General features: G+C 66.7%; 24 protein-coding genes. 9 read left to right on the forward strand and 15 right to left on the reverse strand.

The features are described from left to right. The first annotated feature begins 9 nt into the window (after positions 1 to 9). Positions 10 to 846, forward strand: coding sequence for a dienelactone hydrolase family protein (locus tag ACTOWK_RS09830; RefSeq protein ID WP_441329989.1), 837 nt, complete (start codon positions 10 to 12; stop codon positions 844 to 846). A 90-nt stretch (positions 847 to 936) separates the two neighbouring features. On the opposite strand, the gene ACTOWK_RS09835 is transcribed toward ACTOWK_RS09830, so the two are convergent. Beyond that, positions 937 to 1347: a DUF6006 family protein gene (locus ACTOWK_RS09835; RefSeq protein ID WP_441329990.1), complete on the reverse strand. Its 411-nt coding sequence runs from the start codon at positions 1345 to 1347 to the stop codon at positions 937 to 939. 194 nt (positions 1348 to 1541) lie between these two features. Further along, entirely contained in the window at positions 1542 to 2513 is a 972-nt protein-coding gene (locus ACTOWK_RS09840) for a LysR family transcriptional regulator (RefSeq protein WP_441329991.1), read from the reverse strand. Between the two features lie 156 nt (positions 2514 to 2669). Between ACTOWK_RS09840 and pcaD the strand changes: the two genes are divergently transcribed. Then, positions 2670 to 3467 carry a 3-oxoadipate enol-lactonase gene (gene pcaD / locus ACTOWK_RS09845; protein WP_441329992.1) on the forward strand — a complete coding sequence of 266 codons (798 nt, stop codon included), beginning with the start codon at positions 2670 to 2672 and terminating at the stop codon, positions 3465 to 3467. Here pcaD and ACTOWK_RS09850 read toward each other — a convergent pair whose 3' ends face one another. From ACTOWK_RS09850 to ACTOWK_RS09875, 6 genes are all read right to left on the reverse strand, one after another. Continuing rightward, positions 3468 to 4724 carry a YcaO-like family protein gene (locus ACTOWK_RS09850; protein WP_441329993.1) on the reverse strand — a complete coding sequence of 419 codons (1257 nt, stop codon included), beginning with the start codon at positions 4722 to 4724 and terminating at the stop codon, positions 3468 to 3470. Between the two features lie 84 nt (positions 4725 to 4808). Further along, positions 4809 to 4946, reverse strand: a complete 138-nt coding sequence (locus tag ACTOWK_RS09855) for a hypothetical protein (protein ID WP_441329994.1) — start codon at positions 4944 to 4946, stop codon at positions 4809 to 4811. Positions 4947 to 5149: 203 nt separating this feature from the next. Further along, the gene (locus ACTOWK_RS09860; RefSeq protein WP_161786052.1) at positions 5150 to 5287 is read right to left on the reverse strand and encodes a hypothetical protein; all 138 of its coding nucleotides are present in this window, start codon (positions 5285 to 5287) and stop codon (positions 5150 to 5152) included. A gap of 495 nt (positions 5288 to 5782) precedes the next feature. Then, a complete protein-coding gene (locus ACTOWK_RS09865; RefSeq protein WP_441329995.1) occupies positions 5783 to 6577 on the reverse strand; it encodes a MetQ/NlpA family ABC transporter substrate-binding protein in 795 nt (264 codons plus the stop codon). Positions 6578 to 6616: 39 nt separating this feature from the next. After that, complete coding sequence (locus ACTOWK_RS09870) at positions 6617 to 7300, reverse strand: methionine ABC transporter permease (protein ID WP_441329996.1); 684 nt, start codon at positions 7298 to 7300, stop codon at positions 6617 to 6619. Then, positions 7297 to 8304, reverse strand: coding sequence for a methionine ABC transporter ATP-binding protein (locus ACTOWK_RS09875; protein WP_441329997.1), 1008 nt, complete (start codon positions 8302 to 8304; stop codon positions 7297 to 7299). Before ACTOWK_RS09875 ends, ACTOWK_RS09870 begins: the two co-directional genes overlap by 4 nt. Before the next feature lie 391 nt (positions 8305 to 8695). On the opposite strand from ACTOWK_RS09875, the gene ACTOWK_RS09880 reads away from it, so the two are divergent. The 3 genes from ACTOWK_RS09880 to ACTOWK_RS09890 all read left to right on the forward strand — a co-directional run bounded on the left by ACTOWK_RS09880 (position 8696) and on the right by ACTOWK_RS09890 (position 9992). Continuing rightward, on the forward strand, positions 8696 to 8833 hold the full coding sequence (locus ACTOWK_RS09880) for a hypothetical protein (RefSeq protein WP_441329998.1): 138 nt from the start codon (positions 8696 to 8698) through the stop codon (positions 8831 to 8833). 93 nt (positions 8834 to 8926) lie between these two features. Next, positions 8927 to 9097, forward strand: coding sequence for a hypothetical protein (locus tag ACTOWK_RS09885; RefSeq protein WP_169795656.1), 171 nt, complete (start codon positions 8927 to 8929; stop codon positions 9095 to 9097). Positions 9098 to 9326: 229 nt separating this feature from the next. Continuing rightward, the gene (locus tag ACTOWK_RS09890; RefSeq protein ID WP_441329999.1) at positions 9327 to 9992 is read left to right on the forward strand and encodes a hydrolase; all 666 of its coding nucleotides are present in this window, start codon (positions 9327 to 9329) and stop codon (positions 9990 to 9992) included. A 26-nt stretch (positions 9993 to 10018) separates the two neighbouring features. Here the strand turns inward: ACTOWK_RS09890 and ACTOWK_RS09895 are convergent, their stop codons facing one another. Then, positions 10019 to 10441, reverse strand: a complete 423-nt coding sequence (locus ACTOWK_RS09895; protein WP_441330000.1) for a GFA family protein — start codon at positions 10439 to 10441, stop codon at positions 10019 to 10021. A gap of 131 nt (positions 10442 to 10572) precedes the next feature. Here ACTOWK_RS09895 and ACTOWK_RS09900 point away from each other — a divergent pair, with 131 nt between their 5' ends. The 3 genes from ACTOWK_RS09900 to ACTOWK_RS09910 all read left to right on the forward strand — a co-directional run bounded on the left by ACTOWK_RS09900 (position 10573) and on the right by ACTOWK_RS09910 (position 13022). Beyond that, a complete protein-coding gene (locus ACTOWK_RS09900) occupies positions 10573 to 11805 on the forward strand; it encodes an esterase/lipase family protein (RefSeq protein ID WP_441330001.1) in 1233 nt (410 codons plus the stop codon). A gap of 78 nt (positions 11806 to 11883) precedes the next feature. Then, positions 11884 to 12336: a DUF6196 family protein gene (locus tag ACTOWK_RS09905; protein WP_441330002.1), complete on the forward strand. Its 453-nt coding sequence runs from the start codon at positions 11884 to 11886 to the stop codon at positions 12334 to 12336. Between the two features lie 122 nt (positions 12337 to 12458). Next, positions 12459 to 13022, forward strand: coding sequence for a DUF2846 domain-containing protein (locus ACTOWK_RS09910; protein ID WP_441330003.1), 564 nt, complete (start codon positions 12459 to 12461; stop codon positions 13020 to 13022). A gap of 98 nt (positions 13023 to 13120) precedes the next feature. Here the strand turns inward: ACTOWK_RS09910 and ACTOWK_RS09915 are convergent, their stop codons facing one another. From ACTOWK_RS09915 to ACTOWK_RS09925, 3 genes are all read right to left on the reverse strand, one after another. Further along, positions 13121 to 14002: an alpha/beta fold hydrolase gene (locus ACTOWK_RS09915; protein WP_441330004.1), complete on the reverse strand. Its 882-nt coding sequence runs from the start codon at positions 14000 to 14002 to the stop codon at positions 13121 to 13123. A gap of 237 nt (positions 14003 to 14239) precedes the next feature. After that, a complete protein-coding gene (locus ACTOWK_RS09920) occupies positions 14240 to 15802 on the reverse strand; it encodes a 2Fe-2S iron-sulfur cluster-binding protein (RefSeq protein ID WP_441330005.1) in 1563 nt (520 codons plus the stop codon). Positions 15803 to 15899: 97 nt separating this feature from the next. Beyond that, positions 15900 to 16439 (reverse strand): carboxymuconolactone decarboxylase family protein, encoded by a 540-nt coding sequence (locus ACTOWK_RS09925; protein ID WP_441330006.1) that lies wholly within the window; start codon positions 16437 to 16439, stop codon positions 15900 to 15902. A 152-nt stretch (positions 16440 to 16591) separates the two neighbouring features. Between ACTOWK_RS09925 and ACTOWK_RS09930 the strand changes: the two genes are divergently transcribed. Continuing rightward, positions 16592 to 17491 carry a LysR family transcriptional regulator gene (locus ACTOWK_RS09930; RefSeq protein ID WP_441330007.1) on the forward strand — a complete coding sequence of 300 codons (900 nt, stop codon included), beginning with the start codon at positions 16592 to 16594 and terminating at the stop codon, positions 17489 to 17491. 250 nt (positions 17492 to 17741) lie between these two features. Here ACTOWK_RS09930 and ACTOWK_RS09935 read toward each other — a convergent pair whose 3' ends face one another. The 3 genes from ACTOWK_RS09935 to ACTOWK_RS09945 all read right to left on the reverse strand — a co-directional run bounded on the left by ACTOWK_RS09935 (position 17742) and on the right by ACTOWK_RS09945 (position 21586). Continuing rightward, positions 17742 to 18848, reverse strand: a complete 1107-nt coding sequence (locus ACTOWK_RS09935; RefSeq protein WP_441330008.1) for a ricin-type beta-trefoil lectin domain protein — start codon at positions 18846 to 18848, stop codon at positions 17742 to 17744. 214 nt (positions 18849 to 19062) lie between these two features. Next, positions 19063 to 20178 carry a ricin-type beta-trefoil lectin domain protein gene (locus tag ACTOWK_RS09940; protein ID WP_441330009.1) on the reverse strand — a complete coding sequence of 372 codons (1116 nt, stop codon included), beginning with the start codon at positions 20176 to 20178 and terminating at the stop codon, positions 19063 to 19065. A gap of 784 nt (positions 20179 to 20962) precedes the next feature. Beyond that, positions 20963 to 21586: an HAD family hydrolase gene (locus ACTOWK_RS09945; protein WP_441330010.1), complete on the reverse strand. Its 624-nt coding sequence runs from the start codon at positions 21584 to 21586 to the stop codon at positions 20963 to 20965. Positions 21587 to 21588 lie beyond the last annotated feature (2 nt).

Genomic DNA, 21588 nt, shown 5'->3' on the forward strand with positions numbered 1-21588 from the left:
ACACGCGCCATGCCCAAGCCCGACCTGAGCCAGCCCGACCCGCTCGACGATTTCGAGCCGCGCACGATCGGCCTCGACGGCGTCGGCAAGCGCGTGCACGTCGCCGGCGCAGGGCCGGCGGTCATCGTCATGACCGAGATGCCCGGCATCAGTCCGCAGGTGGCGCGCTTCGCCCGCTGGGTTCGCGATGCCGGGTTCACCGTCTACATGCCCTCGTTGTTCGGCCGCGACGGCGCCGTGCCCGGGGTCGAGGAGAGCAAGGCGACGTTCCAGCGCGCCTGCATCAGTGCCGAGTTCCGCGCCTTCGCCGGCCAGGGTTCGAGCCCGGTCGCCCGATGGCTGCGGGCGTTGGCGCGACTGGCGCATGGCGAATGCGGCGGCCCGGGCGTCGGCGCGATCGGCATGTGCTTCACCGGCAATTTCGCCCTGAGCATGATGCTGGAGCCGGCAGTGCTGGCGCCGGTGCTGGCGCAGCCCTCGCTGCCGCTGGACGACCCGGCCGGGCTGGAGAGCGCGCCCGAGGAGCTCGCCGCGGTGCGGCAACGCCTGGAACGCGAAGACCTGACCGTCATGGCCTATCGCTTCGACGGCGACCGCTTCTGCAAGGCGCAGCGTTTCGTCGCTTACAGCGAAGCGCTCGGCGAGCGTTTCGTCGCGCGGGTGCTGCCCGACAGCGCCGCCAATCGCGAGGGCCTGGCGCCGTTCTTCGAGCATGTCGTCGCCGGCCCGCACAGCGTGGTGACGGCGCACCTGATCGACGAAGCCGGCCAGCCGACGATCGCCGCGCGCGACGAGATCCTGGGATTCTTCACCCGCCGCCTCGCGGCAACGGCGCGGCGCGAGTGAATCGGTGTAGCGACGGCCGCCTGCCCGAACCTCGGTGCAGGCGGCCGTCGAACCGCTGAACGTGCGCGATGGCGCGGCGAACGAGCGGCTTCAGCGCCAGCACACCAGCGGATAGCGCTGACCGTTCCAGGTCGTCCATCCCTTGCTGCGGTTGCCGGTCGGCGTGGGCAGATACCAGCGATTGCCGTCGGCATGGTTGAAATACAGGCCGCCGTTGTTGCCGCGGCGTGGGTGGTTCAACGCCACCCAACGCGAGCCGTTGTCGGAGAAACGCCCCTGCCAGCGCACGCCGGAGGTGCTGCTGCAGACATCGCCGTCGCAGGTCGTCTGGCTGTCGTCGACGGCGCTCCATTTCATCTTGGCCGGGCGGCCGTCGATGGTGCAGGTCCAATTGCCGCCCCACCAACCGCTGACCTGGCTGGCCGCGACCGGGCTGCAACCTGCGGCTGCGGCGGCGAGGGCGAGAGAAATCCAAAGTACGGTGTGCAACGCGGTGTTCATGATCGGCTACTCCTGTGGCCTTGAGTCCAGTTACGACCAAGCCAACGACAGGCGTCGGCCGGACAGGCCAGCACGGGCATCGCCAAGCGTGCAACACAGACATGAATCGGCAGGCACTGCGGCGACGCGGCGCAGGCGTATGGACGGATCGGTGCGTGGCTTGCGTTATGCGGCCGCTGCGGCACCGGGTCGCGTCATCCGCGTTTGTTCGGTGAGCGGGCAGCCTTGAGCGCTCGCTTGCGCGCCGGCACGGCCGTCGCCTCGACCGACTCGCGAAACCGCGGCGCCTGTTCGCACAAATAGTTCCACAGCCGGTTCGCGACCGGGCCGTGCGCGCGGTCGCTGCGCCGCGCCGCCACCAGGTCCTCGACGCTGCCGGGCAGGTAGCGGCCGGCGATCGAATGCAGCCGACCCTCGCGCAGTTCCTGTTCGATCAGGAAGCGCGGCATGTGGCCCCAGCCCATGCCTTGCAGGATGAGGTCCTTCTTCATGAGCTGGTCGGCGACGGTGCATTGGTGCGCGCCTTCGATCATGAAGTAGTCGCGCGGCGGCGAGTGACGCGCGCTGTCGCGCATGACGCATTGGGTGAACTCGCGCATGCGCTCGGGCTTGATCGCGCGCGAGACCGGGAACGGCAGGAAGCCCACGGCGACCACCGGTACGAACGGCACCGGGCACAGGTCCGTCCATTCGATGCGCGGGTCGCGCTTGTCGACTCGGTGCAGGATCAGATCGGCGTCGCCGTCGAACAAGCGTTCCAGCGGCCCGCCCACCGCCTCGAAATGCAGGTGCAGACGGGTAGCGGGGCACGCGGCGAAGAAACGGCCCAGCAACGCCAGCATCTGCGGCCTCGGACAAAGATCGCCGATGACCACCCGCAGCTCGCTTTCCTCGCCCATGGCCAACTGGGTCGCGTGGGTGCGCAGCGCTTCCATCTCGCGCAGCAGGGCCTGGGCGCGGCGATGGAAGGACTGGCCGGCGTCGGTCGGACGCACCCGATAACCGCTGCGGTCGAGCAGATCGAAACCGAGCTGGCGCTCCAGCTTCGCGATCGCGGCGAACACCGCCGGGTGCGAGCGATGCAGGGTCGCCGCCGCGGCCTGGAAACCGCCGGCGCGGATCACCGCATCGAAGCATTGCAGGTCGTGCAGGGTGAAGGCGCTCATGTCGGATTTGACTACAAAGAATGTACGAGCTTTGTAATATCCGCCGGGATCGGCCGCAACTAGCATTGGTGACACGGCGTCTGCCGTTGCAGGAGCGACACCGGGCGGCCGACCGCCCATGCCGCTCCCAAGGGCCTGTCCGAACGGAGCTACGCCATGAACGAACTGTCTTACCTCACCACCGGCGACGGCGTGCGCATCGCCTACCGCCTCGACGGCGATGCCGATCGCCCGGTGCTCGTGCTGTCCAATTCGATCGGCACCGACCTGCACATGTGGGATGCGCAGGTGGCGGAACTGGCGCGGCACTTCCGCGTGCTGCGTTACGACACGCGCGGCCACGGCGCCTCCGACGTGTCGGCGGGCGAGTACTCGCTGGAACGACTGGGTCGCGACGTGATCGAGCTGCTCGACGCCCTGCGCATCGGGCGCGCGCATTTTCTCGGTCTGTCGCTCGGCGGCATGATCGGGCAATGGCTCGGTGTGCATGCCGGCGAGCGCATCGGCCGGCTGATCCTGAGCAATACCTCGGCCTATCTCGGGCCGGCCGATCAATGGGCGGAACGGATCGCCTCGGTGCTGGGGGTCGAAGACATGGCCGACACCGCCGAGATGTTCCTCGGCAACTGGTTCCCGGCGGCGATGCGCGAGGCGAACGGGCCGGCGATCCAGGCTTTCCGCGGCATGTTGCTGGCCACCGACCCGCGCGGCTTGGCCGGCAATTACGCGGCGGTGCGCGACCTCGATATGCGCCAGGCCTTGTCGGGTCTGTCGCGCCCGACCCTGGTGATCGCCGGGCGCTACGACACGGTGACCCTGGCCAGCCACGGCGAGGCCATCGCTGCGAGCGTGCCCGGGGCGAGCCTGCTGGTGCTGCCGGCGGTGCATCTGTCGAACGTCGAATACCCGGCCGAGTTCATGAGCGCGGTGCTCGGTTTCCTGCTCCAGCGTTGACTAGCCGGTGCGCTCCAGCGCCGGCACCTGCACCTGCAGCTTGCCGGCCAGCAGATCCATGCCGCGTTTGCCCGGGGCCATGGCGATGCCCGAGGCGACCAGCAGGAACCGTTCGAGCTCGAAGGAAACGCAGCTGACCACGCAGAAGTCATCGCCCTGCCGGTGGTTGACCGCGTGGTAGAGGTGAATGCCCTTGTGCTGCAGCAGGGTCACCATCTCGCGCAGCAGCGCCTTGGGCGCCTGGACTTCGCGCGTAGGATGCGACCATTCGACCGTTTCGAGCCGCTCGGCCGATACCTGGAAATACGCGCAGTCCCTGAGCTTTCGGTATTCGCCCAGAGCCTCCAGGGCGAGGCGGCTGTACTCGTGCATGCTCGGCAACTGCTCGCGGATGCCGACGCATTGCACGAGTTCGGTCAATGCGCGGATGGCGGCATGGGCGGCGTACAAAGACGCACCGAAGCCGCTCGGGTACACCACTTCGTCGTCGAGAATCCGGTCGGTGGTGGCGATGAAGGCGGGGAAGCCGAGGTCACTGGTCACCTCGATCAGGACGATGCCGCGGCCGAGCTGAGCGTTGGCGGCCTGGTGGATCGCGGCGACCTGTGGCGGCAGCGACTGTGGATCGATGACGCTGCCGAGGCTGGCCGGCTCGCCGAGGTAGTGCGCGACCAGGAACAGGGACCAGGAATCGCGCTCGACCAATTCTCCTATCGCGTGCACCGCGGCTTCCTCGACGCTGGCGCCGATCGCGATGCCGCTGTTGGAGCCATAGCGGATGACGCTGGAGTAGTCGAAGTCGTCCTCGGCCGGAAGTTTGTCCAGGTAGTTCGGAAACGTCAGGAACAAGGGCACCGGCACTTCGGCGCCGTCGCCGAAGAAGGGGCGATAAGTCCGGCACGCCAGGCGCTGCCGCGGGTTCTGCCCGAACGCCGACAGGAACGGCAGCCCGGCGTAGCGGGGGTCGTGGAACAGATCGGTCGAACGGATGAAATCGATGCGTTCGCCGGCAGGCGGCGAGTTGGTGTACAGATGCTCGACCGCTTCGTAGATGGCGCCGACCCGGGCCGCCTCGCCATCGCCCTTGCCGAAGCCGCTGGCGATGACTTCGTCGTCGCCGCCGTGCAGGGTGCAGACGGTGGACTGCAGGCGCTCGCCGTGGGCTTGGGTCCGTATGCGCCAGCCCTGCTGGCTTACGAACCTGCGGATGACGCGTTCGGCGTCGGCCAGCGATCGCTCTCGCTCCAGCGGAATCATGCAGTCGCTCCTTGCGGGTGTAGCGGAACGAAGCGGCACGAACCTGGGTTCGTGCCGCCCGTTCGATCAGGATGGAAGCAAGGTTTACTTAGCCAGCTTGTCCAGGATGGCTTTCTCTTCCGGCGTCGGTGCCGGCTTGATGTCCTTGTCCTGCTCGATCTTGTTGGCGAGGAGCAGGTGCGGGACGGACTTGACGATGGTCGTTCCGATGAGCTTCTTCATACAGTCCCTTGAGGTGGTGTCGTTGCAGGTTGGTGCGACGCGCCGAAGCGTTCGACGATGTCGGTCCCAGCGAATCCGCCCGCTAGCGGGCCGGCGATACGCAAGGTCCGGGGTCGGCGCCGAATCGCTTACGGCGGTTGATGCCTCGCCGCGGTCGCGGCGGGCAGCCGGCGCGCCGGAGTCGGTCGCGCGATGCGGCCCGGTTATTTCGCCAGCTTCTCCAGGAGTTCTTTCTCCTGCGGCGTCAGCACCGGCGTGATGCCCTGGGCCGTGATCGCCTTGGTGGCATCGATCAAGACCGGACGCGACTTGATGATGAATATCTCGATCGTCTTCTTCATAACAATCCCTCGTTGTGATGTGACCTGCGGAAGTTCCATGCAGCAAGCCGGGGCGCTCGACGCTAGCGACCGAGCCCGGCGGCCCGCGCGCCAGCTATACGGGGCGGCTGGGAGCACGGTCAATCTCGGTTCGGGCGCCGATCTCATCGGTTGTGAAACTTCGGACCCAGTTTCGGAAACGCCCGGGCCAAGGCCGGCGCCGTGCCGGCCGACGGCCGGGTGTCGGGATGGCTGAATGGGTGGGCCGGAGACGAAGGCGGCCGGCCCGGATCGGCGACTCCGGGCACTGCTTGCCCGATCGCGATCGGACGCGCGTTCGCCGCGCATCGTGCGGGTGCGTCGATCAGCCTTCGAGCCGCACACACCGCGGGTCCGATGCCATCGGTTCGCGGATCGATGCGTGGCGCTGCCGGTCCGGCTGCATTGCGCCACTCGTCCGTGAATCCGACTGTGTCGGTCACCTCGTGTGCGACACGCGAGGCGAGTCGTGCGGGCTCAGAACGCCGGCAACACCGCGCCGCGGTACTTCTTCTCGATGAAGCTCTTGACCTCCGGGCCGGTCAACGCCGCAGCGAGCTTCTTGACCCGCGGGTCGTCGAGATTGTCCGGTCGGCCGACCAGGAAGTTGACGTAGGGCGAGTCGCGGCCTTCGATGGCGAGCGCGTCCTTGGTCGGGTCGAGGCCGGCGTCGAGCGCGTAATTGGTGTTGATCAGGGCCAGGTCGACCTGGTCGAGGATGCGCGGCAGCATCGCCGCGTCGAGTTCGCGGAACTTGAGCTGCTTGGGGTTGGCGGTGATGTCGCGCAGGGTCGCCAGCGCATCGGTCGGGTCGCGCAGCTGGATCACCCCGGACTTGTGCAGCAGGATCAGCGCGCGGCTGTTGTTGCTGGGGTCGTTGGGGATGACCACGTCGGCGCCCTGCGGCAGCGCGTCGAGCGACTTGAACTTGCGCGAGTAGGCGCCGAACGGCTCGATGTGCACGCCGACGATGGTGGTGAGCTTCGTGCCGCGGCTGCGGTTGTAGGAGTCGAGATAGGGCTCGGTCTCGAAATAGCTGACGTCGAGCAGCTTCTGCGCGACCTGGTCGTTGGGCTGCACGTAGTCGTTGAACACGCGCACGTCCAGCTCGACGCCTTGCTTGGCCAGCAGCGGCTTCACCACTTCGAGGATTTCCGCATGCGGCACCGCGGTGGCGGCGACGGTGAGCTTTTGCGACGCCGCATCGTTGCCGTCGCCGCAACCGCTCAGGCCCGCGGCGGTCAGTGCCAGGATGGCCATCAGCTTTTTCATCTTGCGTCCTCGATCGATTCGATAGCTTGGAGCGGCCGCTCAGCGTCGGCTGAAGCGCGCCACGAGTTTGTCGCCGAGCGTCTGCAGCGCTTGCACCAGCAGCAGCAACAGCAGCACCGTCACCACCGCCACGTCGGTGTGCGAGCGCAGATAACCGTCGCGGTAGGCGAGGTCGCCGAGGCCGCCGGAACCGATCGCGCCGCCCATGGCGGTATAGCCGATCAGGGCGACGGTGGTCACGGTGGCGCCGGCGATCAAGCCGGGCAGGGCTTCGGGCAGCAGCGCGCGCAACACGATCTGCCGCGTCGTCGCGCCCATCGCCTGGCAGGCCTCGATGATGCCGCGGTCGACTTCGCGCAGCGAGGTTTCGACCAAGCGCGCGTAGAACGGCGCCGCGCCGACCACCAGCGGCAGGATCGCGCCGCGCACGCCGAGCGAGGTGCCCATCGCCGCGAGGGTCAGCGGAATCATCACGATCATCAGGATGATGAAAGGTACCGAGCGCAGGATGTTGATGATCAGCGACAACACGCCGTACAGGCGCGGCTGCGCGCGCAGCTGGCGCGGGCCGGTCAGGAACAGGGCGATGCCGAGCGGCAGCCCGATCAACAGGGTCAGCGGCAAGGCGCCGGCCAGCATCAGCAAGGTGTCGAGCGTGGCCTGGCCGATCTCGCCCCACTTGCCGGCGTCGAGGTGTTGCAACCAACCTGGGTTCGGGCTCATCGCGCGATCTCCTCGACGTGCACGCCGGCCGCGCCGAGCGCGGCGATGGCGGCATCGCTGTCGCCGCCGACCAGGGCGATGGTGAGCTGGCCGTAAGGCGTGTCCTTGATCCGGTCGATGCGGCCGGCGAGGATGTTGTAGTCGACGCCGGTCTCGCGCGCGACCCGGCCGAGCAAGGGCTCGTAGGTGTGTTCGCCGATGAAGGTCAGGCGCAGCAAACGCCCGGACACCGCGGCGAAATCGCGGTGCAGGCCGCCTTCGTCGACGTGCTCGGCCTCGGACACGAAGCGGCGCGTGGTCGGATGGCGCGGATGCAGGAATACGTCGGCGACCGGGCCGCTTTCGACCAGGCGGCCGGCGTCGAGCACGGCGACGCGGTCGCAGACGCGGCGGATCACTTCCATCTCGTGAGTGATCAGGACGATGGTCAGGCCGAGCTCGCGGTTGATCTCGGCCAACAACGCCAGCACCGAGGCGGTGGTCTGCGGGTCGAGCGCGCTGGTGGCCTCGTCGCACAGCAGGATACGCGGCCGGCTGGCCAGGGCGCGGGCGATGCCGACGCGCTGCTTCTGCCCGCCCGACAACTGCGCCGGGTATTTGTCGGCGTGCGCGCTCAGGCCGACCCGGGCGAGCAATTCGGCGACGCGGGCGGCGATCTCGGCGCGCGAGGTGCCGGCCAGCTCGAGCGGAAAGGCGACGTTGGCCGCCACCGTGCGCGAGGACAGCAGGTTGAAGTGCTGGAAGATCATGCCGATGCGCTGGCGCAGCGTGCGCAGGCCGGCGCCGTCGAGCGCGCTGGCGTCTTCGCCGTCGACCAGCACCCGCCCGCCGCTGGGGCGTTCGAGGCCGTTGATCAGCCGGATCAGGGTGGATTTGCCGGCGCCGGAGTGGCCGATGATGCCGAACACCTCGCCTTCGACGATGTCGAGATCGAGCGGCAGCAAGGCCGGCACCTCGTGACCGCCGACGCGGAACGATTTATGGACCTGCTGGAATTGGATCATGGACCGTCGTGGGCGTGGCTGTGCGGGAGAGGCGAGGCCGTGCGGCGCGGCACGGCGCCACTCCGAGGGCGGGCGTCGGACCGCCACACTATCACCCGGCAAACCGTGAGGCGGTCGGCATTGTAAGGCGGGGCCATGCCCGCGGCCGGCTGCAACGGTTATGTGCTTATGCCGGATCGAGCTGAGCAGCGTCGGCGAACCGACAGCGACAAGGTCTGTGATGGGGACGGTACGGGTCAAAATGTGACGCGATAAGCAGTTTTGACGCCTGCGCCGACTAGTGTGCTTTGCGGCACTGAGCGCGCCGTTGGTGGCTCTCGCGGACCCGCGGCGTTGGCACGATTCGTGTGCATTCCCTCATGCAGGTATCGGCATGGCAGGAGCCAGCGGCATGAGCGGCAAATCGAACAAGCAAACTCCGCAAGACGATCACGGGCATGGGCCATCGGCCTCGCTGGTGGCCGCCTTGACGGTTGCGTCGATCTTGGCCGTGATCGCCGCGCTCATCGCCAGCCTGGCCCGGACCTAGCGCAAGCCAAGCGCAAAGCCAGCGCAAAGCCAGCACGAACCCAGCGCAAAGCTTGCGCGCATCTGCATCTGTCTTCCGCCATCGAGGTTTCTTATGCGTCTGACCCCGCCCAGCTTCCCCATCTTCTTCATTTCCCTGCTGGCCGGCGGCGCCGGCATCGCCGCGCGACTCGGCTATCTGCCGTTCCTCGCGGGCTTCGCGTTCTGGCTGGTGGCGTTGGGCTTCGTCCTGCTGCTGATCGGTTCGCTGTTCCGCAGCCTCTGATCGACTCTCTAATTGATTGATTCAAGGACAAGAGCGGCAAGCCGCTCTTGTCCTTGAGTGCTTCGTTGGCATCGGGCCACTGGCTCCAGCGAAATCGCAGCAACTGGCGCCGTCGCCGTCGGCGCGCGTGCGTACGGTATCCGGCACCGGCCAATCGGCCTCCAGCGTTGCGATGGTGTTCGTCATGTCTTTGCCCACGGCTTTTATGCGGCGGTCGATCACCGCAAGCTTGCTCTTCGCTGCTGCGTTCCTGCCGGCCCACGCCGACCTGCGCACTCCGTTGACCCCGGACAACAGCGTCGTGCTGATGGTCGATTACCAGCCGCAGTTCGTGTTCTCGGTGCAGTCGATCGAAGTCGGCAAGCTCATCAACAACGCCGAAGGTTTGAGCAAGGCGGCGAAGGCCTTCGAAGTTCCGACCCTGTACGCGACGATCAGCGCCGAGAAGTTCGGCGGCCCGTTCTTCAAGCAGCTCACCCAGGCGCGTCCGGAGCTGGTGCCCTACGACCGCACCGCGATCGACCCCTGGCAGGACCCGCGCATCCGCGAGGCGGTGCGCAAGACCGGCCGCAAGAAACTGCTGGTCAGCGGCTTGTGGACCGACAGTTGCGTGACCCTGCCGGTGTTGTCGGCGCTGCGCGACGGCTACGAGGTCTATGTGGTCGTCGATGCCAGCGGCGATGTCTCGCACGAATCGCACGACATGGCGGTGCAGCGCATGATCCAGGCCGGCGCGGTGCCGGTGACCTGGCTGGCGGTGATGCTGGAATGGCAGGGCGACTGGAGCAAGGGCGGCACCGGCGCACAGGTGCAGAAGATCGCCCAGCAACACGGCGGCGCCTGGGGCCAGGGCATCGACTATTTCCAGAGCATGATCGCGCCGGCGCAGCGCTGAGCCCGACCGAATCCGCGAGGCGTCGGCTAGGCCTTGGACGGTACCGCCGAGCTGCTGCGGTCGAAACGCGGCAGCTCGTCGGCGACTTCGAACCACGGCAACTGCGAGCCGGTCCAGACGTGGTCGTCGATGCGCACCCGCTCGGGCTGGTCGAGACTGCCGATGCAGACCTGCACCCGATCGGCCAGCACGCTTTCGCGCATGCCCAGGGTGCTGCCGCAGTTCGGGCAGAAGCCGCGTTCGGCATAGTCGGACGAGCGGTACCAGGCCGGCGGCGATGCGAGCCAGGCGAAGGCCTCGGCCGGGAAATGCACGAAAGCGAGCGCCGGCGCACCCGAATGGCGGCGGCACAGGCCGCAGTGGCAGATCACGCCGCGCAACGGCGCCGCGGTGGCGCGATAGCGGATCGCGCCGCACAGGCAACCGCCTTCGAAATTCGTATCGGTCATCGGCACTCGTCTCCGGTCCGGCGCGAGCCGTTATGGCGCGGCCTCGCCGCCGCGCGTCCACAGTACGCCAGAACGCGCCGGCGGCGCCGACTGCGCTAGGCTGGGGGCCCGCCGCTAAGCGCTGGACGCTCATGCCGCAACGTTCGTCCCCGGCCGACGCCGGCAACGGCCCCGGCGCAGACCTGCGCGGCATCGGCCGGTTGACCATCGACGCGATCACCGGCGTGGTCGATCTGGTCGAATCCGTCCACGCCACCATCGTCGCCTTGCCGGGGCCGCTCGGCGCGCCGGTGCTGGACCCGACCCGCGGCATCAGCGGGTTGGTCTATCGCAGCGTGCGCGGCATCGCGCGTTTCGTCGGCGACGGCCTCGACCTGGCGCTGGCGCAGTTCGCGCCGCTGCTGGACCGGATCGAGTCGCCGCCGCAACGCGACGGCCTGGTGTCCGCGCTCAACGGCGTGCTCGGCGATCACCTCGCCGCGACCGCCAATCCGCTCGCGATCCGCATGCGCCTGCGCCGCGACGGCGAGCCCCTGCGGCTCGGCCGCAAGGCCTTGGCGGCCGCGTACCCGCAGGCGACCGGCAAGCTGTTGGTGATGGTGCACGGCCTGTGCATGAACGACCTGCAATGGCAGTGGAACGGACACGATCACGGTGCTGCGCTGGCGCGCGATGCGGGCTGGACGCCGGTGTATCTGCACTACAACAGCGGCCGCCATATCTCCAGCAACGGCGGCGAATTCGCCGCGCGCCTGGAGCGTCTGCTGCGCGAGTGGCCGGTGCCGGTGGAACGCTTCGCCATCGTCGGCCACAGCATGGGCGGCCTGGTCGCGCGCAGCGCCTGCGATGCCGCCGCGCGTGCCGGGCACGATTGGCCGGCGCGGCTCGACAGCCTGGTCTTCCTCGGCACGCCGCATCATGGTGCGCCGCTCGAACGCGCCGGCAGCTGGTTCGATATGTTGATCGGCCGCAGTCCTTACACCGCGCCGTTCGCGCGCCTCGGCAAGATCCGCAGCGCCGGCATCCAGGACTTGCGCCACGGCAATCTGCTCGATTCGGACTGGCGCAAGCACGGCCGCGACGGGCGCCGCGACGCGCGTACGCCGGTGCCGCTACCGGCGCAGGTGCGCAGTTACGCGGTGGCGGTCTCGACCGACAAGCGCGCTGCAGCGAAAGGCGAGGATCGCGCCACGCTCAGCGGCGACGGCCTGGTGCCGGTCGCGAGCGCGCTCGGGCATCATCCCGATCCGGCCTTCGATCTGCGCATACCCACGTCGCGGCAATGGGTCGGCCGCGGCCTGCATCATCTCGATCTGCTCGGCGACCCGCAGGTGTACGAGCGCATCCGGCATTGGCTGGAGTAAACCTCGTCCTCAAGGCATCGCGGCGAAACTCGGGCGTGCCATCCATCATCAGGCCGCCAGCGGCCGGCGGAGGTTGCAGTGGTAGATATATCGCAGGAAACGATCGAACAAACCAATACCCGCTTGCTGGCGGTGACCAAGCAGGCGCGCCTGTTGGCGTATCCGGGTACCTATGCCTTTCTCGAATTTCCATTGGTCGATTTCCCCGCTGCGGTGCGCGCCGATGCCTTGGCCCTGGTCCGCGACGACGCGGTCTGGAGCCAACTCGTGCCTTGCGAGGACCCAGCCGAGGACCTGTTCGCCTTGTTCCGGTTTCATTTTCCGGGCCGCGTCGACAACAGCGGTTTCGTCGGCTGGCTGGCCTCGCGGCTCAAGCGAAAATTCGGCACCGGCGTGTTCGTGACCTGCGGGCAGAACCGTCGCGACGGCGGCATCTTCGATTACTGGGGCGTGCCGGTGGCCATCGCCGCGGAGATCGCCGCCGAACTCGATGCCCTGGTGGCGCCGGAGAAGATCGCCCTGGCGCCGTAGCCGGTACGCGCGAGCTTGCGACGGGTCTGCACGGGCTTGCGCCGGCAACCGCCCGATCGCGTGCATGCCGTCAAGGCTGCGATTGACTATCCTGTCGCCCCGAATAACGCTTCAGGATCGTCATGGCACAGGGTCGTGCAAGTTTTCTCAAAATCCTTCCGCTGATCATCGTCGGCGCCATCGCGGGGCGCGTGCTGGCCTCGATGGCCAGCGGGTCGAGCTTCCTCAACTGGCTGATCGGCCTGCTGGTCCTCGGCTTCGTGGTCTACCTGATCTGGTTGTTCGCGTTCAAGAACCAGGCCACCCGCAAGGCGACGTCGGCGGAAACCGCGGCGGCCTTGAACTTCCAGCCCGAGCCCGGCAAGGGCGTGATCTACCTCTATCGCAAGCAGTTCGTCGCGGTCCTGGTCGGCATGGACGTGGTGCTCGACGGCCAGCCGGTCGGCCAGACCCGCGGTTATTGCTTCTACCGCCTGGTGGTCGAGCCGGGCCAGCACGTGCTCAGCGGCGACGGCAAATGCAAGGAACCGATGAGCTTCGAGGTGACGGCCGGCGAAGTGGCCTATATCGAGAAGGAAATCCTGATGGGCGCGTTCAAGGGCGGCTATCACTACCGCCGCAACGCCGACGTGGCGGCGGCGCAGGCCGCGATCCGCAGCTGCAAGCTGCTGTTGCCCAAGGGCTGATCCGTTCGTTCGCGGTCCGTCGATTCGCACGGATCGGGTAGCGCAATGATCAAACCAGCGCCGCCGCGGACACCGTGGCGGCGCTGGTTCTGCATCGGTCAATCTTGGGTGGCCTGCGTCTCGCCCAGGTGGCGGCCCAGGAAGCTGCGCATGCGCAGGGCGATCGGCTGCGCGTCTTCTTCGAGCGCGAAATGCCCGGTGTCGAACAAATGCACTTCAGCCTCGGGCAGGTCGCGCTGGTAGGCGTGGGCGCCGGCGCTGAGGAAGATCGGGTCGTTCTTGCCCCACAGCACCAGCATCGGCGGCCGATGTTCGCGGAAATAGGCCTGCCATTGCGGGTATCTGGCGGGATTGGAGCCGTAGTCGTAGAGCAGGCGCAGCTGAATCTCCTGCACGCCCGGCCGGTCGAGCAAGGCCTGGTCGAGCAGCCAGTTCTCCGGCGCGATCGCCGCCGGGTCACGCACGCCTTCGAGGTAATGCCATTGGGTCGAGGCCAGGCTCAGCAGCTTTTCCGCGAGCAAGTTAGAGCGTTGCGGGGTGGGCTCCTTCCAATAAGCGCGCAACGGGTCCCACAACGTGCCCATGCCTTCGTCGTAGGCATTGCCGTTCTGCACGATCAGGGTCTGGATGCGTTCCGGGTGCTCGACGGCCAGGCGAAAGCCGACCGGCGCGCCGTAGTCGAAGAGGTAGAGGCTGTAGCGCTCGACCTTGAGTGCCTGCAGCAATCGATCGACGCTCTGTGCTAGCCGATCGAAGCTGTAGTCGTACCCGGCCGGCGAGGGCGCGGCGCTGGCGCCGAAGCCGGGATAGTCCGGCGCGATGACCCGATAGCGGTCGGCGAGCAGCGGCATCAGCTCGCGGAACATGTGCGAGGAACTCGGCAGGCCGTGCAGCAGCACGATGACCGGCGCGTCCTTGGGGCCGGCCTCGCGATAGAACAGTTCGGTGCCGTCGACGGCGATATGGTGATGGGTGGTCATGGGGCGCTCGGAGGTGGGCGGCAAGGTCTCGGCGGTGGCGGAAGCCTCGGCCGAGAGTGGCGAAAGTAGAAGCGCGGCGCTTACAAGAACTGCACTCATAAGAGCTGCACTCATAAGGGCTGCACTCATAAGGGCGGCGGACAATCGAAGCATGACGGGTCTCGGCAGAGTGGGGGAGATCGCTCGGGTCGCAAGGACCGGCGGATCGAAACGACGGTGGGATACCGCATTGACGCGCTAGAGATCCAGCGCGAGATGGTCGGAATGCGCCCGCGACACGCAAATGCACATCAAGGCGGCGCGCTCCTTTTCGGCAGCGCTCAGGGCGCTGTCGCGATGCTCGGGTACTCCATCGAGCACCTTGACCGCGCAGGTGCCGCAATTGCCCACCCTGCAGTCCGACGGCGTGCTCACCCCGGCTTGCAGTAGCGCATCGAGGATGGTCTGTGAGCCGGCGACACGAATCCGCCGCTCCGAGCGGCGCAACTCGACCTCGATGGCGCGGTCGTCCGGCCGTGCGGCCGCATCGAAGCGTTCGATCCGGATCCGTTCGCCGATCCCTACACTGGCGGCGACGGTGTTGAGCTCATCGATCAGGCGAGTGGGGCCGCAGGCATAGATCAGCGCATCCGCTGCCAGGTTCGACAACAAGCCGGGCAGGTCCAGGCGCACGCCCTGATCGGCCGGATACAGGCTGAGGCGTTCGCCGAACTCGGCCTGCAAGGTCTGCCGGAACGGCAGTTCGCGCGTGCTGCGGCCGGCGTAGTGAATCTGAAACGGCTGTCCGCGTCGCGCCAACGTGTGCGCCATGGCCTTGATCGGGGTGATGCCGATGCCGCCGGCGATCAGGACCACGGGGCGCGCGTCTTCGCTCAGCGCGAAGTCGTTGCGCGGAAGTTCGCAACGCAGGCGCAGCCCCAGCTCGAACCCCGCGTGCAGGGCCTTCGATGCGCCGCGCCCGGCGTCTTCGCGCAGCACCGCGATCTCGTAGACATCGCGCCGCGAAGGGTCGGAGCTGATCGAGTAGTGGCGCAGTTCGGTCTTGCCGTCCAGTTGCACCGGCACCCGCAGATGCGCACCGGCGGCGACCGCCGGCAAGGCATCGCCCTGCGGATGGCGCAGTTCGTAAGCCCGCACTCTTGCGGTGAGTTGCCTGACGCCGGCGACGACCAGTTCCAGCGGGCCCTCACCCCAGATGGCGGCCCCGGCGGCGCGCGGCGTTTCCTCGAGCGTCGGCGTTGGCCGTGCCGGCGCGATGCGTTCGATCTCGGCCTCGGTGTAGCGCGGGGTGATGTGTTGCGGGCAGTTCCAATCGCAGGCTTCGACCTCGATGACGATGCCGCGTTCGACCCGGGCGCGGTACGCAGGCACTTCCAGTCGGGCGATCAGGGCGGCGTCGCTGCTTTCGTCGACGATGCGCGCGCGGCCCCAGATCTTCAACCGGCGCCGGTTCGGATAGTCCATCAGGATCAGCGAAATGCGGCCGTCGGCGGCGAGATTGCCGACGCTGAGGTATTGGCGGTTGCCGCGGAAATCCGCAAAGCCAATCGTCTTCGCATCGAGCACCTTGAGGAAACCGGCCGGGCCGCCGCGGTGCTGGACGTAGGGCCAGCCCGATTCGGACACGGTCGCCTGATAGAAGCTGTCGCGTTCGGCGATGAACTCGGCCTCGCGCTCGCCGATCGAATCGCGCGCATCCTCGGCCAATTCGAAGGCGCGGTTGGCCTCGCGGCTGCCATGACGCTGCTGCGCGTCTTTGACGCTGGGAGTGAAGGCGATGTCGGCGAATGCGCGGCTCATGGTCTACTCCAGCCGGCGGCGATGCTGCGCCGCCGGCCTTGGTTCTAGTGATCGTCGTGTGCGATCGTGGTGGCGACTGCGGCCTGGGGCCGGCGACTCAGGCGGCCACGGCTACCTTCGGAAAGTCGATCTCGACCCGGCTGGCCTTGCCGAGGATGTTGGTCAGCAGGTTCATGCCGACGTGGGTGATGATCTCGACGATGTCGGCATCGCTGAAGCCGGCCTCGCGCACCTCGACGATTTCGGCGCTGGTCACTTCGCCTTGGTGCTCGACCAGCGAGCGGGCGAACTTCACCGCGATCGCGGCCTTGGCGTCCTGGCTGGTGCCGGCGCGGTTGGCGGCGATTTCGTCGCCGTTCAAACCGGCGTTGCGGCCCAGTGCGGTGTGAGCGGACAGGCAGTACTCGCAGGCGTTCTGCTGGGCCAGGGCCAGGGCGATACGCTCGCGGGTCTGAAGGTCGAGGCTGCCCTCCTTGGCGATGCCGTGCAGGCCGAGGAAGGCGCGCAAGGCGGCCGGCGAGTTGGCGAAGACCTTGAGGAAATTCGGCACCGAGCCGAGCTCGCGCTGGATGGCGTCCAGCAACTGCTGTTGTTCGGTGTCGGCGGTGTGGCGGTCGATGACGGCGATGCGGCTCATGGGAAGCTCCTGAGGGGGATGCGGAGTTAGGTGCGGCCGAGGCTGGCGTGGTTGCCTGCAGGCTTCGGGGTGACGCCACTGTCCGCCATTTCGCTTGCCATAAGAATCGCCGGGCTACAAAATTCATTATTGCGGTTAGAGGAATAATCGAGATGGACCGACTGCATCTCATGAGCGTGTTCGTGGCGGTCGCCGAAGAGCAGAGCTTCGCCGGCGCCGCGCGCAAGCTGGGCCTGTCGCCTCCGGCGGTGACGCGGGCGATCGCCGGCCTGGAACAGCGGCTCGCGGTCAAACTGCTCAACCGCACCACCCGCTTCGTGCGCGCCACCGAAGCCGGCCAGCGTTATCTCGACGACGCGCGGCGGATTCTGGCCGAGGTCGACGAAGCCGATGAAGCCGCCGCGGGCATCAATGCCGAACCGCGCGGACACCTGGCCGTCACCGCGCCGGTCCAGTTCGGCAAATTGTTCGTGCTGCCGATCGTGGTCGAGTACTTGCAGCGCTATCCCGCGACCCAGGTCTCGGCGCTGTTTCTCGACCGCGTGGTCAACCTGATCGAAGAGGGGCTCGACGTCGGCGTTCGCATCGGCGAGCTGCCCGATTCGAGCATGCAGGCGATCCGCGTGGCGCGGGTGCGCCGGCTGTTGTGCGCCTCGCCGGAGTATCTGCGCCGGCATGGATTGCCGAAGACGCCGGCGGACCTGGTCCGCTACGACATCGTCTCCGCGCTCGGCATCAGCCCGACCACCGAATGGAAATTCGGCGACGGCGCCAAGGCGCAATCGGTGCGGGTGAAACCCCGCCTGAGCGTGACCACCAACGACGCGGCGATCGAGGCGGCGGTGCAGGGCTTCGGCATCACCCGCCTGCTGTCGTATCAAGTGGCGCCGCACCTTGCCGACGGCCGGCTGAAGATCGTCCTGGGCGAATACGAACACACCTCCGTGCCGGTGCACGTGCTGCATCGCGAAGGCCGCTATGCCTCGGCCAAGGTGCGGACCTTCGTCGACCTGGTGGTGGCCAAACTGCGCGAGAACACCTCGCTCAACTGAGTTTCGGGTGCGACGATCGGCGCGTATCGACTCCGGCGGGGAGGCAACGACTTCTTGGCGCCAACGAGCCACGAGAGGTTGGGAGGCCGGCTCACCCAATTCAGAGCGTGGGGCGGCGCATCGTCCAGTACGGAGCTACCTGCACGCCGCAGTTCTCGATGGACTGTTGTGCATCGGTCGCCGACGAGGCCGGTCATGGGCCGGACAGTCGGCAACGGTCTGGCCCGGATGGACCAAACCGTCGCTTCGATCAAGGTGTCGCGAGCGGGATCTGCCAGCCCTGTTCGCAACGTTGCAAGGTCAAGTGGTAGTCGGCGCCGAAACCGGCGGCCCGCAGACACAGGCCGGACTGGACACTGCGGAATTCGCTGCCGACCCGGTTCCACTGTTGATTGGCGCCGCCGTGGCAGGTGTAGACGTAGATCGGCGTGCCCGGTGTGGTGCCACCGTTGTAGGCATCGATGCACAGATTCGAGGCGGTACGAAGTGTTTTGTCCGCGCCATAGACCCAGGCCTGGTTATCCAGACCATGGCAGGTGGCGAGGATCGGCTGGACGCCGTTCTGATAGGTGTAGGCATCGAGGCATTGATTGCCGGAATGCACGATCGGGCCGCGGGGCGAGTTACCGATCGCGTGTTGGTGCACGCTGCCGGTCGTCGTCTGATCGATCCGGCCGTTACATGCCGGGATATTCGTCCTGAGTACGCGAGCGACACTGGCCAAGGGCGTGCCGGGATTGCCTACCGGCAGGAGGAACTCGGCACGGCTATAGGGCTGGTTGTAGCAATTCACCGTGGGCCAGCTCCACTCCCAGTACTCGGTGAAATTGTTCATGTTCTTCGGCGAGATCTGGGTCGCCTTGGTGAGGACGCTGCCAATCTTGAAGCTGGTGCCGTCGGTGAGATCGTTGACGGTCGCACCGATCCAGCCATCGCCTTCATGTGCGACATGGAACTGATAGGTGTGGCCCTCCTTCCACTGATAGGTGATGTGGCAGCCGTAGCCGGTGCCAAACTCATCGAATTCTGCGCAAACGCTGCCGGCACTGCCGAGCTTGCCGGCGCTCGCGCCCCAGACGGACAACAGGAAGTAGCCGCCGGTGCCGGCCTTGCGTTGCATGCCGGTATAACCGCCGGGATAGCCGACGAGCCAGAACTGATTGGCCCAGAACACGTTGGCCCGAGGGCCGGGATCGGATTCCACCGTGATGCCGTAATTGATCGAATCGAACCCAGCGATGGCGGGGTCGAACTCGTAGAAGGTGTGGCCACCGGGGGCGGCGGCCATAACCTGCAAGGGCAGCAATGCCAACAGCAGCAGCGCTCCCCAGCGTTGTATCGACTTGACGATCTTCATTGCTCTAACTCCGATGCTGTAGCAGTACTCGCGCCGTGGCGTTCGTCATCCATGCAGGCCGCTCAGGCTGGCGCGTAAGTCATGAGCGGGTCTTGGGTTTGCTTGCGTCGGCATTCGCTTCCGGCGCGGCCGGGCATGTTCGTGCGGTGTCGCTGTGCATCGCCGATGCGGGGCATCGGCGATGCATCCGGCGAGACAGCTCTGACTCGGCCGCTCACGGCGCCGGTTTGGGGATCTGCCAGTTTTGATTCGTTTGCGCGGTGCAGGCCTGGATCGTGAGTTGCGTAGCGGCGCCCGCCGAGGTCAGGCACAGGCCGGACAGATCGTTGCGCAGTTGGTTGCCGACCCGGTTCCACAGCTGGTTACGGCCGCCATGGCAACTGAAGACGATCACCGGTGAGCCCGGTGCGGTCTGTCCGTTGGCGACATCCAGGCACAGGTTGGAACGCAGCCGCAGCGTGCGATCGACGCCGTGCACCCAGGCCTGGTTGTCGCCGCCGTGGCAGGCGAAACTTTGCGCGGGGACGTTGCTGGTCGTCGCGCCGCCTCTTGCATCCAGGCACAGGCCGCCGGCATCGGTCACCGCACCGCGCGGCGAGTTGCCGATGGCGTAGTGGTGCACGGTGCCGAACGGCAGCGTGTCGATCCGGCCGTAACAGCCCGGAACATTGTTGCGCGAGATGCTGGCGACGCGAGGAGAGACCGTGCCGGCGTTGCCGATCGGAAGCAGGAATTCCGCGCGGCTATAGGGCTGGTTGTAGCAGTTCGACTCCGGCCAGTTCCACTCCCAGTATTCGACCCAGTTGACCATGCCTTTCGGCGAGATCTGGGTGGCCGCGGTGAGCACGCTGCCGATCTTCACCGAGGCCCCCGTGGTCAGGTCGGTGACGGTGACGCCGAACCAGCCGCCGCCTTCGTGTGCGAGATGGAACTGATAGGTGTGGTCGACCTTCCAGTCGTAGGTCATGTGACAGCTGTAGCCGGTGCCGAACTCGTCGAACGGGCCGCAACTGCTGCCCGCGCTGCCGACCCGGCCCGCGCTCGCGCCCCAGATCGAAAGCAGGAGATAGCCGCCGAGTTGGGAGTGGCGTTGCATGCCGGTGTAGCCGGCGGAACCGGCGATGGAGAACTGGTTGCTCCAGAACACGTTGGCGCGAGGGCCCGGGTCCGATTCCACGGTAATGGCGAAATCGACTGTGTCGAACCCGGTGGCGCTGGGGTCGAATTGGTAGAAAGTGTGGCCACCGGGTGCGGCAGCGAGGGCTTGCAGGGGAAGCAAGATCAGCAGCAACAACGCTCCCCAGCGTCGTGCCCATTCGACAATCATCATGGTGCGCTCCGATACGAGTGGGCCGCCTTGTCCGTGCGGGCGGCGATGACGCATGTCCTTTGCCGTGGAGTCCTGGCCGGCGTGGATCGCGCCGGTGTCTTCGATGCGGGCGGCATACGGGACGGGCCGATCGCATTCGATGTTTCGCGCCGATGCCGGCTGCGACACGGCACCGGCAGGCGCTGCGCAGGACGGGATCGATGCGGGCGGGGCATCGCCATGCGGCGAGGTTCGTATTCGCATGCGATGCGCGAACGAGCGGCCTGCGCGAATGGCGGCGCATCGACTGCATCGTCGAAAGAGAAAGCGAGCATCACCTACTGCACTCCTGTCGCGGAGGGGTGTGCTTGCTCGCTCTGTGCTCGGAGGTTCGATGAGGGGCCGCGGGAGGGGCGCGGTGCTGCATCGATGGAGCTTGTGGCGATAGCACATGAACCGTTGCGGCGAATGTAGCTAACTTTCTTGAGATTTATTTAGAATTTATCGTTATGTGTTTTTCTAGGCGCCCTAGTCATGAAGTCTTGGCTTGTGGACGGTATCGAAACGCCGATCAAAGGCTGTTGAGATAGCCGGAAGCGTAAGTATTTGTCGGGTTTTTTTCTATTTTCCGACGAGCGGCATGGCCGGGCCTGTCGAACTCGAAAGCTCGTTATGTGCTTCGGAATACACTTTGGAGCGTCGATGAGGGGGCGGAACGGCCTAATTATGGTCGTGTAATAAAAAAACATAGGTCGGCGTGGCGGTTCTGCGTCGATGCGGTTAGCGCATCGGATGTGGCCCGATCTCAGCCCGGCACTCGCCAGCGATGCAGGGCATCGATCAGTTCGTCATGACGCGAGTGGTGATAGCGCATCGCCTGCATGCCCAGGGCGATCGCGGCGTCGACGTTGGTCTGCACGTCGTCGACGAAGGCGCAGCGTTCGGGCGCGATCGCCAATCGACGCGCGACATACAGGTACGACTCCGGGTCGGGTTTGGCGATGCCGATGTCGCCCGAGCACACGATGATATCGACGTGATCGAGCAGGCCGAGCCGTTCCAGGCGTGCAGTCGAACCGCGCGTGGCGTTCGACAGCACGGCGAGTTTGATCGTTCCTTTGGCCGAGGCGAGCAACTCGCGCATCGCCGGGCGTATCGATTCGTTCGTGCGGTAGTAAGCGAGCAGCGCCGCCATCGCCGCATCGGCGGCGGCGTCGCCGGCCAGGCGACGAAGCTGCGCATGCAGAGCCTGTTGGAATTGTTCGCCGGACAGGGCTCCGATGCGCGACGGCCGGTAGGCCTCGATGCCGTGCGCGAGCGCCCACAGCCGACCTTCGGCGAAGCCCAGAGAACGGTCGATCGGGTGATAGTCGGCCGGGTCTTCATGGAGCAGGACACCGCCGTAATCGAGGATCAGCGCGTCGATCATTT

Origin of the sequence: Lysobacter sp. CA196, from assembly GCF_052078695.1 — a bacterium.
Taxonomy (GTDB): domain Bacteria; phylum Pseudomonadota; class Gammaproteobacteria; order Xanthomonadales; family Xanthomonadaceae; genus Lysobacter.

Coding starts and splice junctions, on each gene's coding strand:
- pcaD (WP_441329992.1), top strand. CDS start 2,670: ATGAACGAACTGTCTTACCTCACCACCGGCGACGGCGTGCGCATCGCC.
- ACTOWK_RS09915 (WP_441330004.1), bottom strand. CDS start 14,002: ATGACCACCCATCACCATATCGCCGTCGACGGCACCGAACTGTTCTAT.
- ACTOWK_RS09930 (WP_441330007.1), top strand. CDS start 16,592: ATGGACCGACTGCATCTCATGAGCGTGTTCGTGGCGGTCGCCGAAGAG.
- ACTOWK_RS09855 (WP_441329994.1), bottom strand. CDS start 4,946: ATGAAGAAGCTCATCGGAACGACCATCGTCAAGTCCGTCCCGCACCTG.
- ACTOWK_RS09840 (WP_441329991.1), bottom strand. CDS start 2,513: ATGAGCGCCTTCACCCTGCACGACCTGCAATGCTTCGATGCGGTGATC.
- ACTOWK_RS09935 (WP_441330008.1), bottom strand. CDS start 18,848: ATGAAGATCGTCAAGTCGATACAACGCTGGGGAGCGCTGCTGCTGTTG.
- ACTOWK_RS09940 (WP_441330009.1), bottom strand. CDS start 20,178: ATGATGATTGTCGAATGGGCACGACGCTGGGGAGCGTTGTTGCTGCTG.
- ACTOWK_RS09895 (WP_441330000.1), bottom strand. CDS start 10,441: ATGACCGATACGAATTTCGAAGGCGGTTGCCTGTGCGGCGCGATCCGC.
- ACTOWK_RS09910 (WP_441330003.1), top strand. CDS start 12,459: ATGGCACAGGGTCGTGCAAGTTTTCTCAAAATCCTTCCGCTGATCATC.
- ACTOWK_RS09830 (WP_441329989.1), top strand. CDS start 10: ATGCCCAAGCCCGACCTGAGCCAGCCCGACCCGCTCGACGATTTCGAG.
- ACTOWK_RS09880 (WP_441329998.1), top strand. CDS start 8,696: ATGAGCGGCAAATCGAACAAGCAAACTCCGCAAGACGATCACGGGCAT.
- ACTOWK_RS09925 (WP_441330006.1), bottom strand. CDS start 16,439: ATGAGCCGCATCGCCGTCATCGACCGCCACACCGCCGACACCGAACAA.
- ACTOWK_RS09900 (WP_441330001.1), top strand. CDS start 10,573: ATGCCGCAACGTTCGTCCCCGGCCGACGCCGGCAACGGCCCCGGCGCA.
- ACTOWK_RS09835 (WP_441329990.1), bottom strand. CDS start 1,347: ATGAACACCGCGTTGCACACCGTACTTTGGATTTCTCTCGCCCTCGCC.
- ACTOWK_RS09860 (WP_161786052.1), bottom strand. CDS start 5,287: ATGAAGAAGACGATCGAGATATTCATCATCAAGTCGCGTCCGGTCTTG.
- ACTOWK_RS09945 (WP_441330010.1), bottom strand. CDS start 21,586: ATGATCGACGCGCTGATCCTCGATTACGGCGGTGTCCTGCTCCATGAA.
- ACTOWK_RS09920 (WP_441330005.1), bottom strand. CDS start 15,802: ATGAGCCGCGCATTCGCCGACATCGCCTTCACTCCCAGCGTCAAAGAC.
- ACTOWK_RS09870 (WP_441329996.1), bottom strand. CDS start 7,300: ATGAGCCCGAACCCAGGTTGGTTGCAACACCTCGACGCCGGCAAGTGG.
- ACTOWK_RS09885 (WP_169795656.1), top strand. CDS start 8,927: ATGCGTCTGACCCCGCCCAGCTTCCCCATCTTCTTCATTTCCCTGCTG.
- ACTOWK_RS09875 (WP_441329997.1), bottom strand. CDS start 8,304: ATGATCCAATTCCAGCAGGTCCATAAATCGTTCCGCGTCGGCGGTCAC.
- ACTOWK_RS09850 (WP_441329993.1), bottom strand. CDS start 4,724: ATGATTCCGCTGGAGCGAGAGCGATCGCTGGCCGACGCCGAACGCGTC.
- ACTOWK_RS09865 (WP_441329995.1), bottom strand. CDS start 6,577: ATGAAAAAGCTGATGGCCATCCTGGCACTGACCGCCGCGGGCCTGAGC.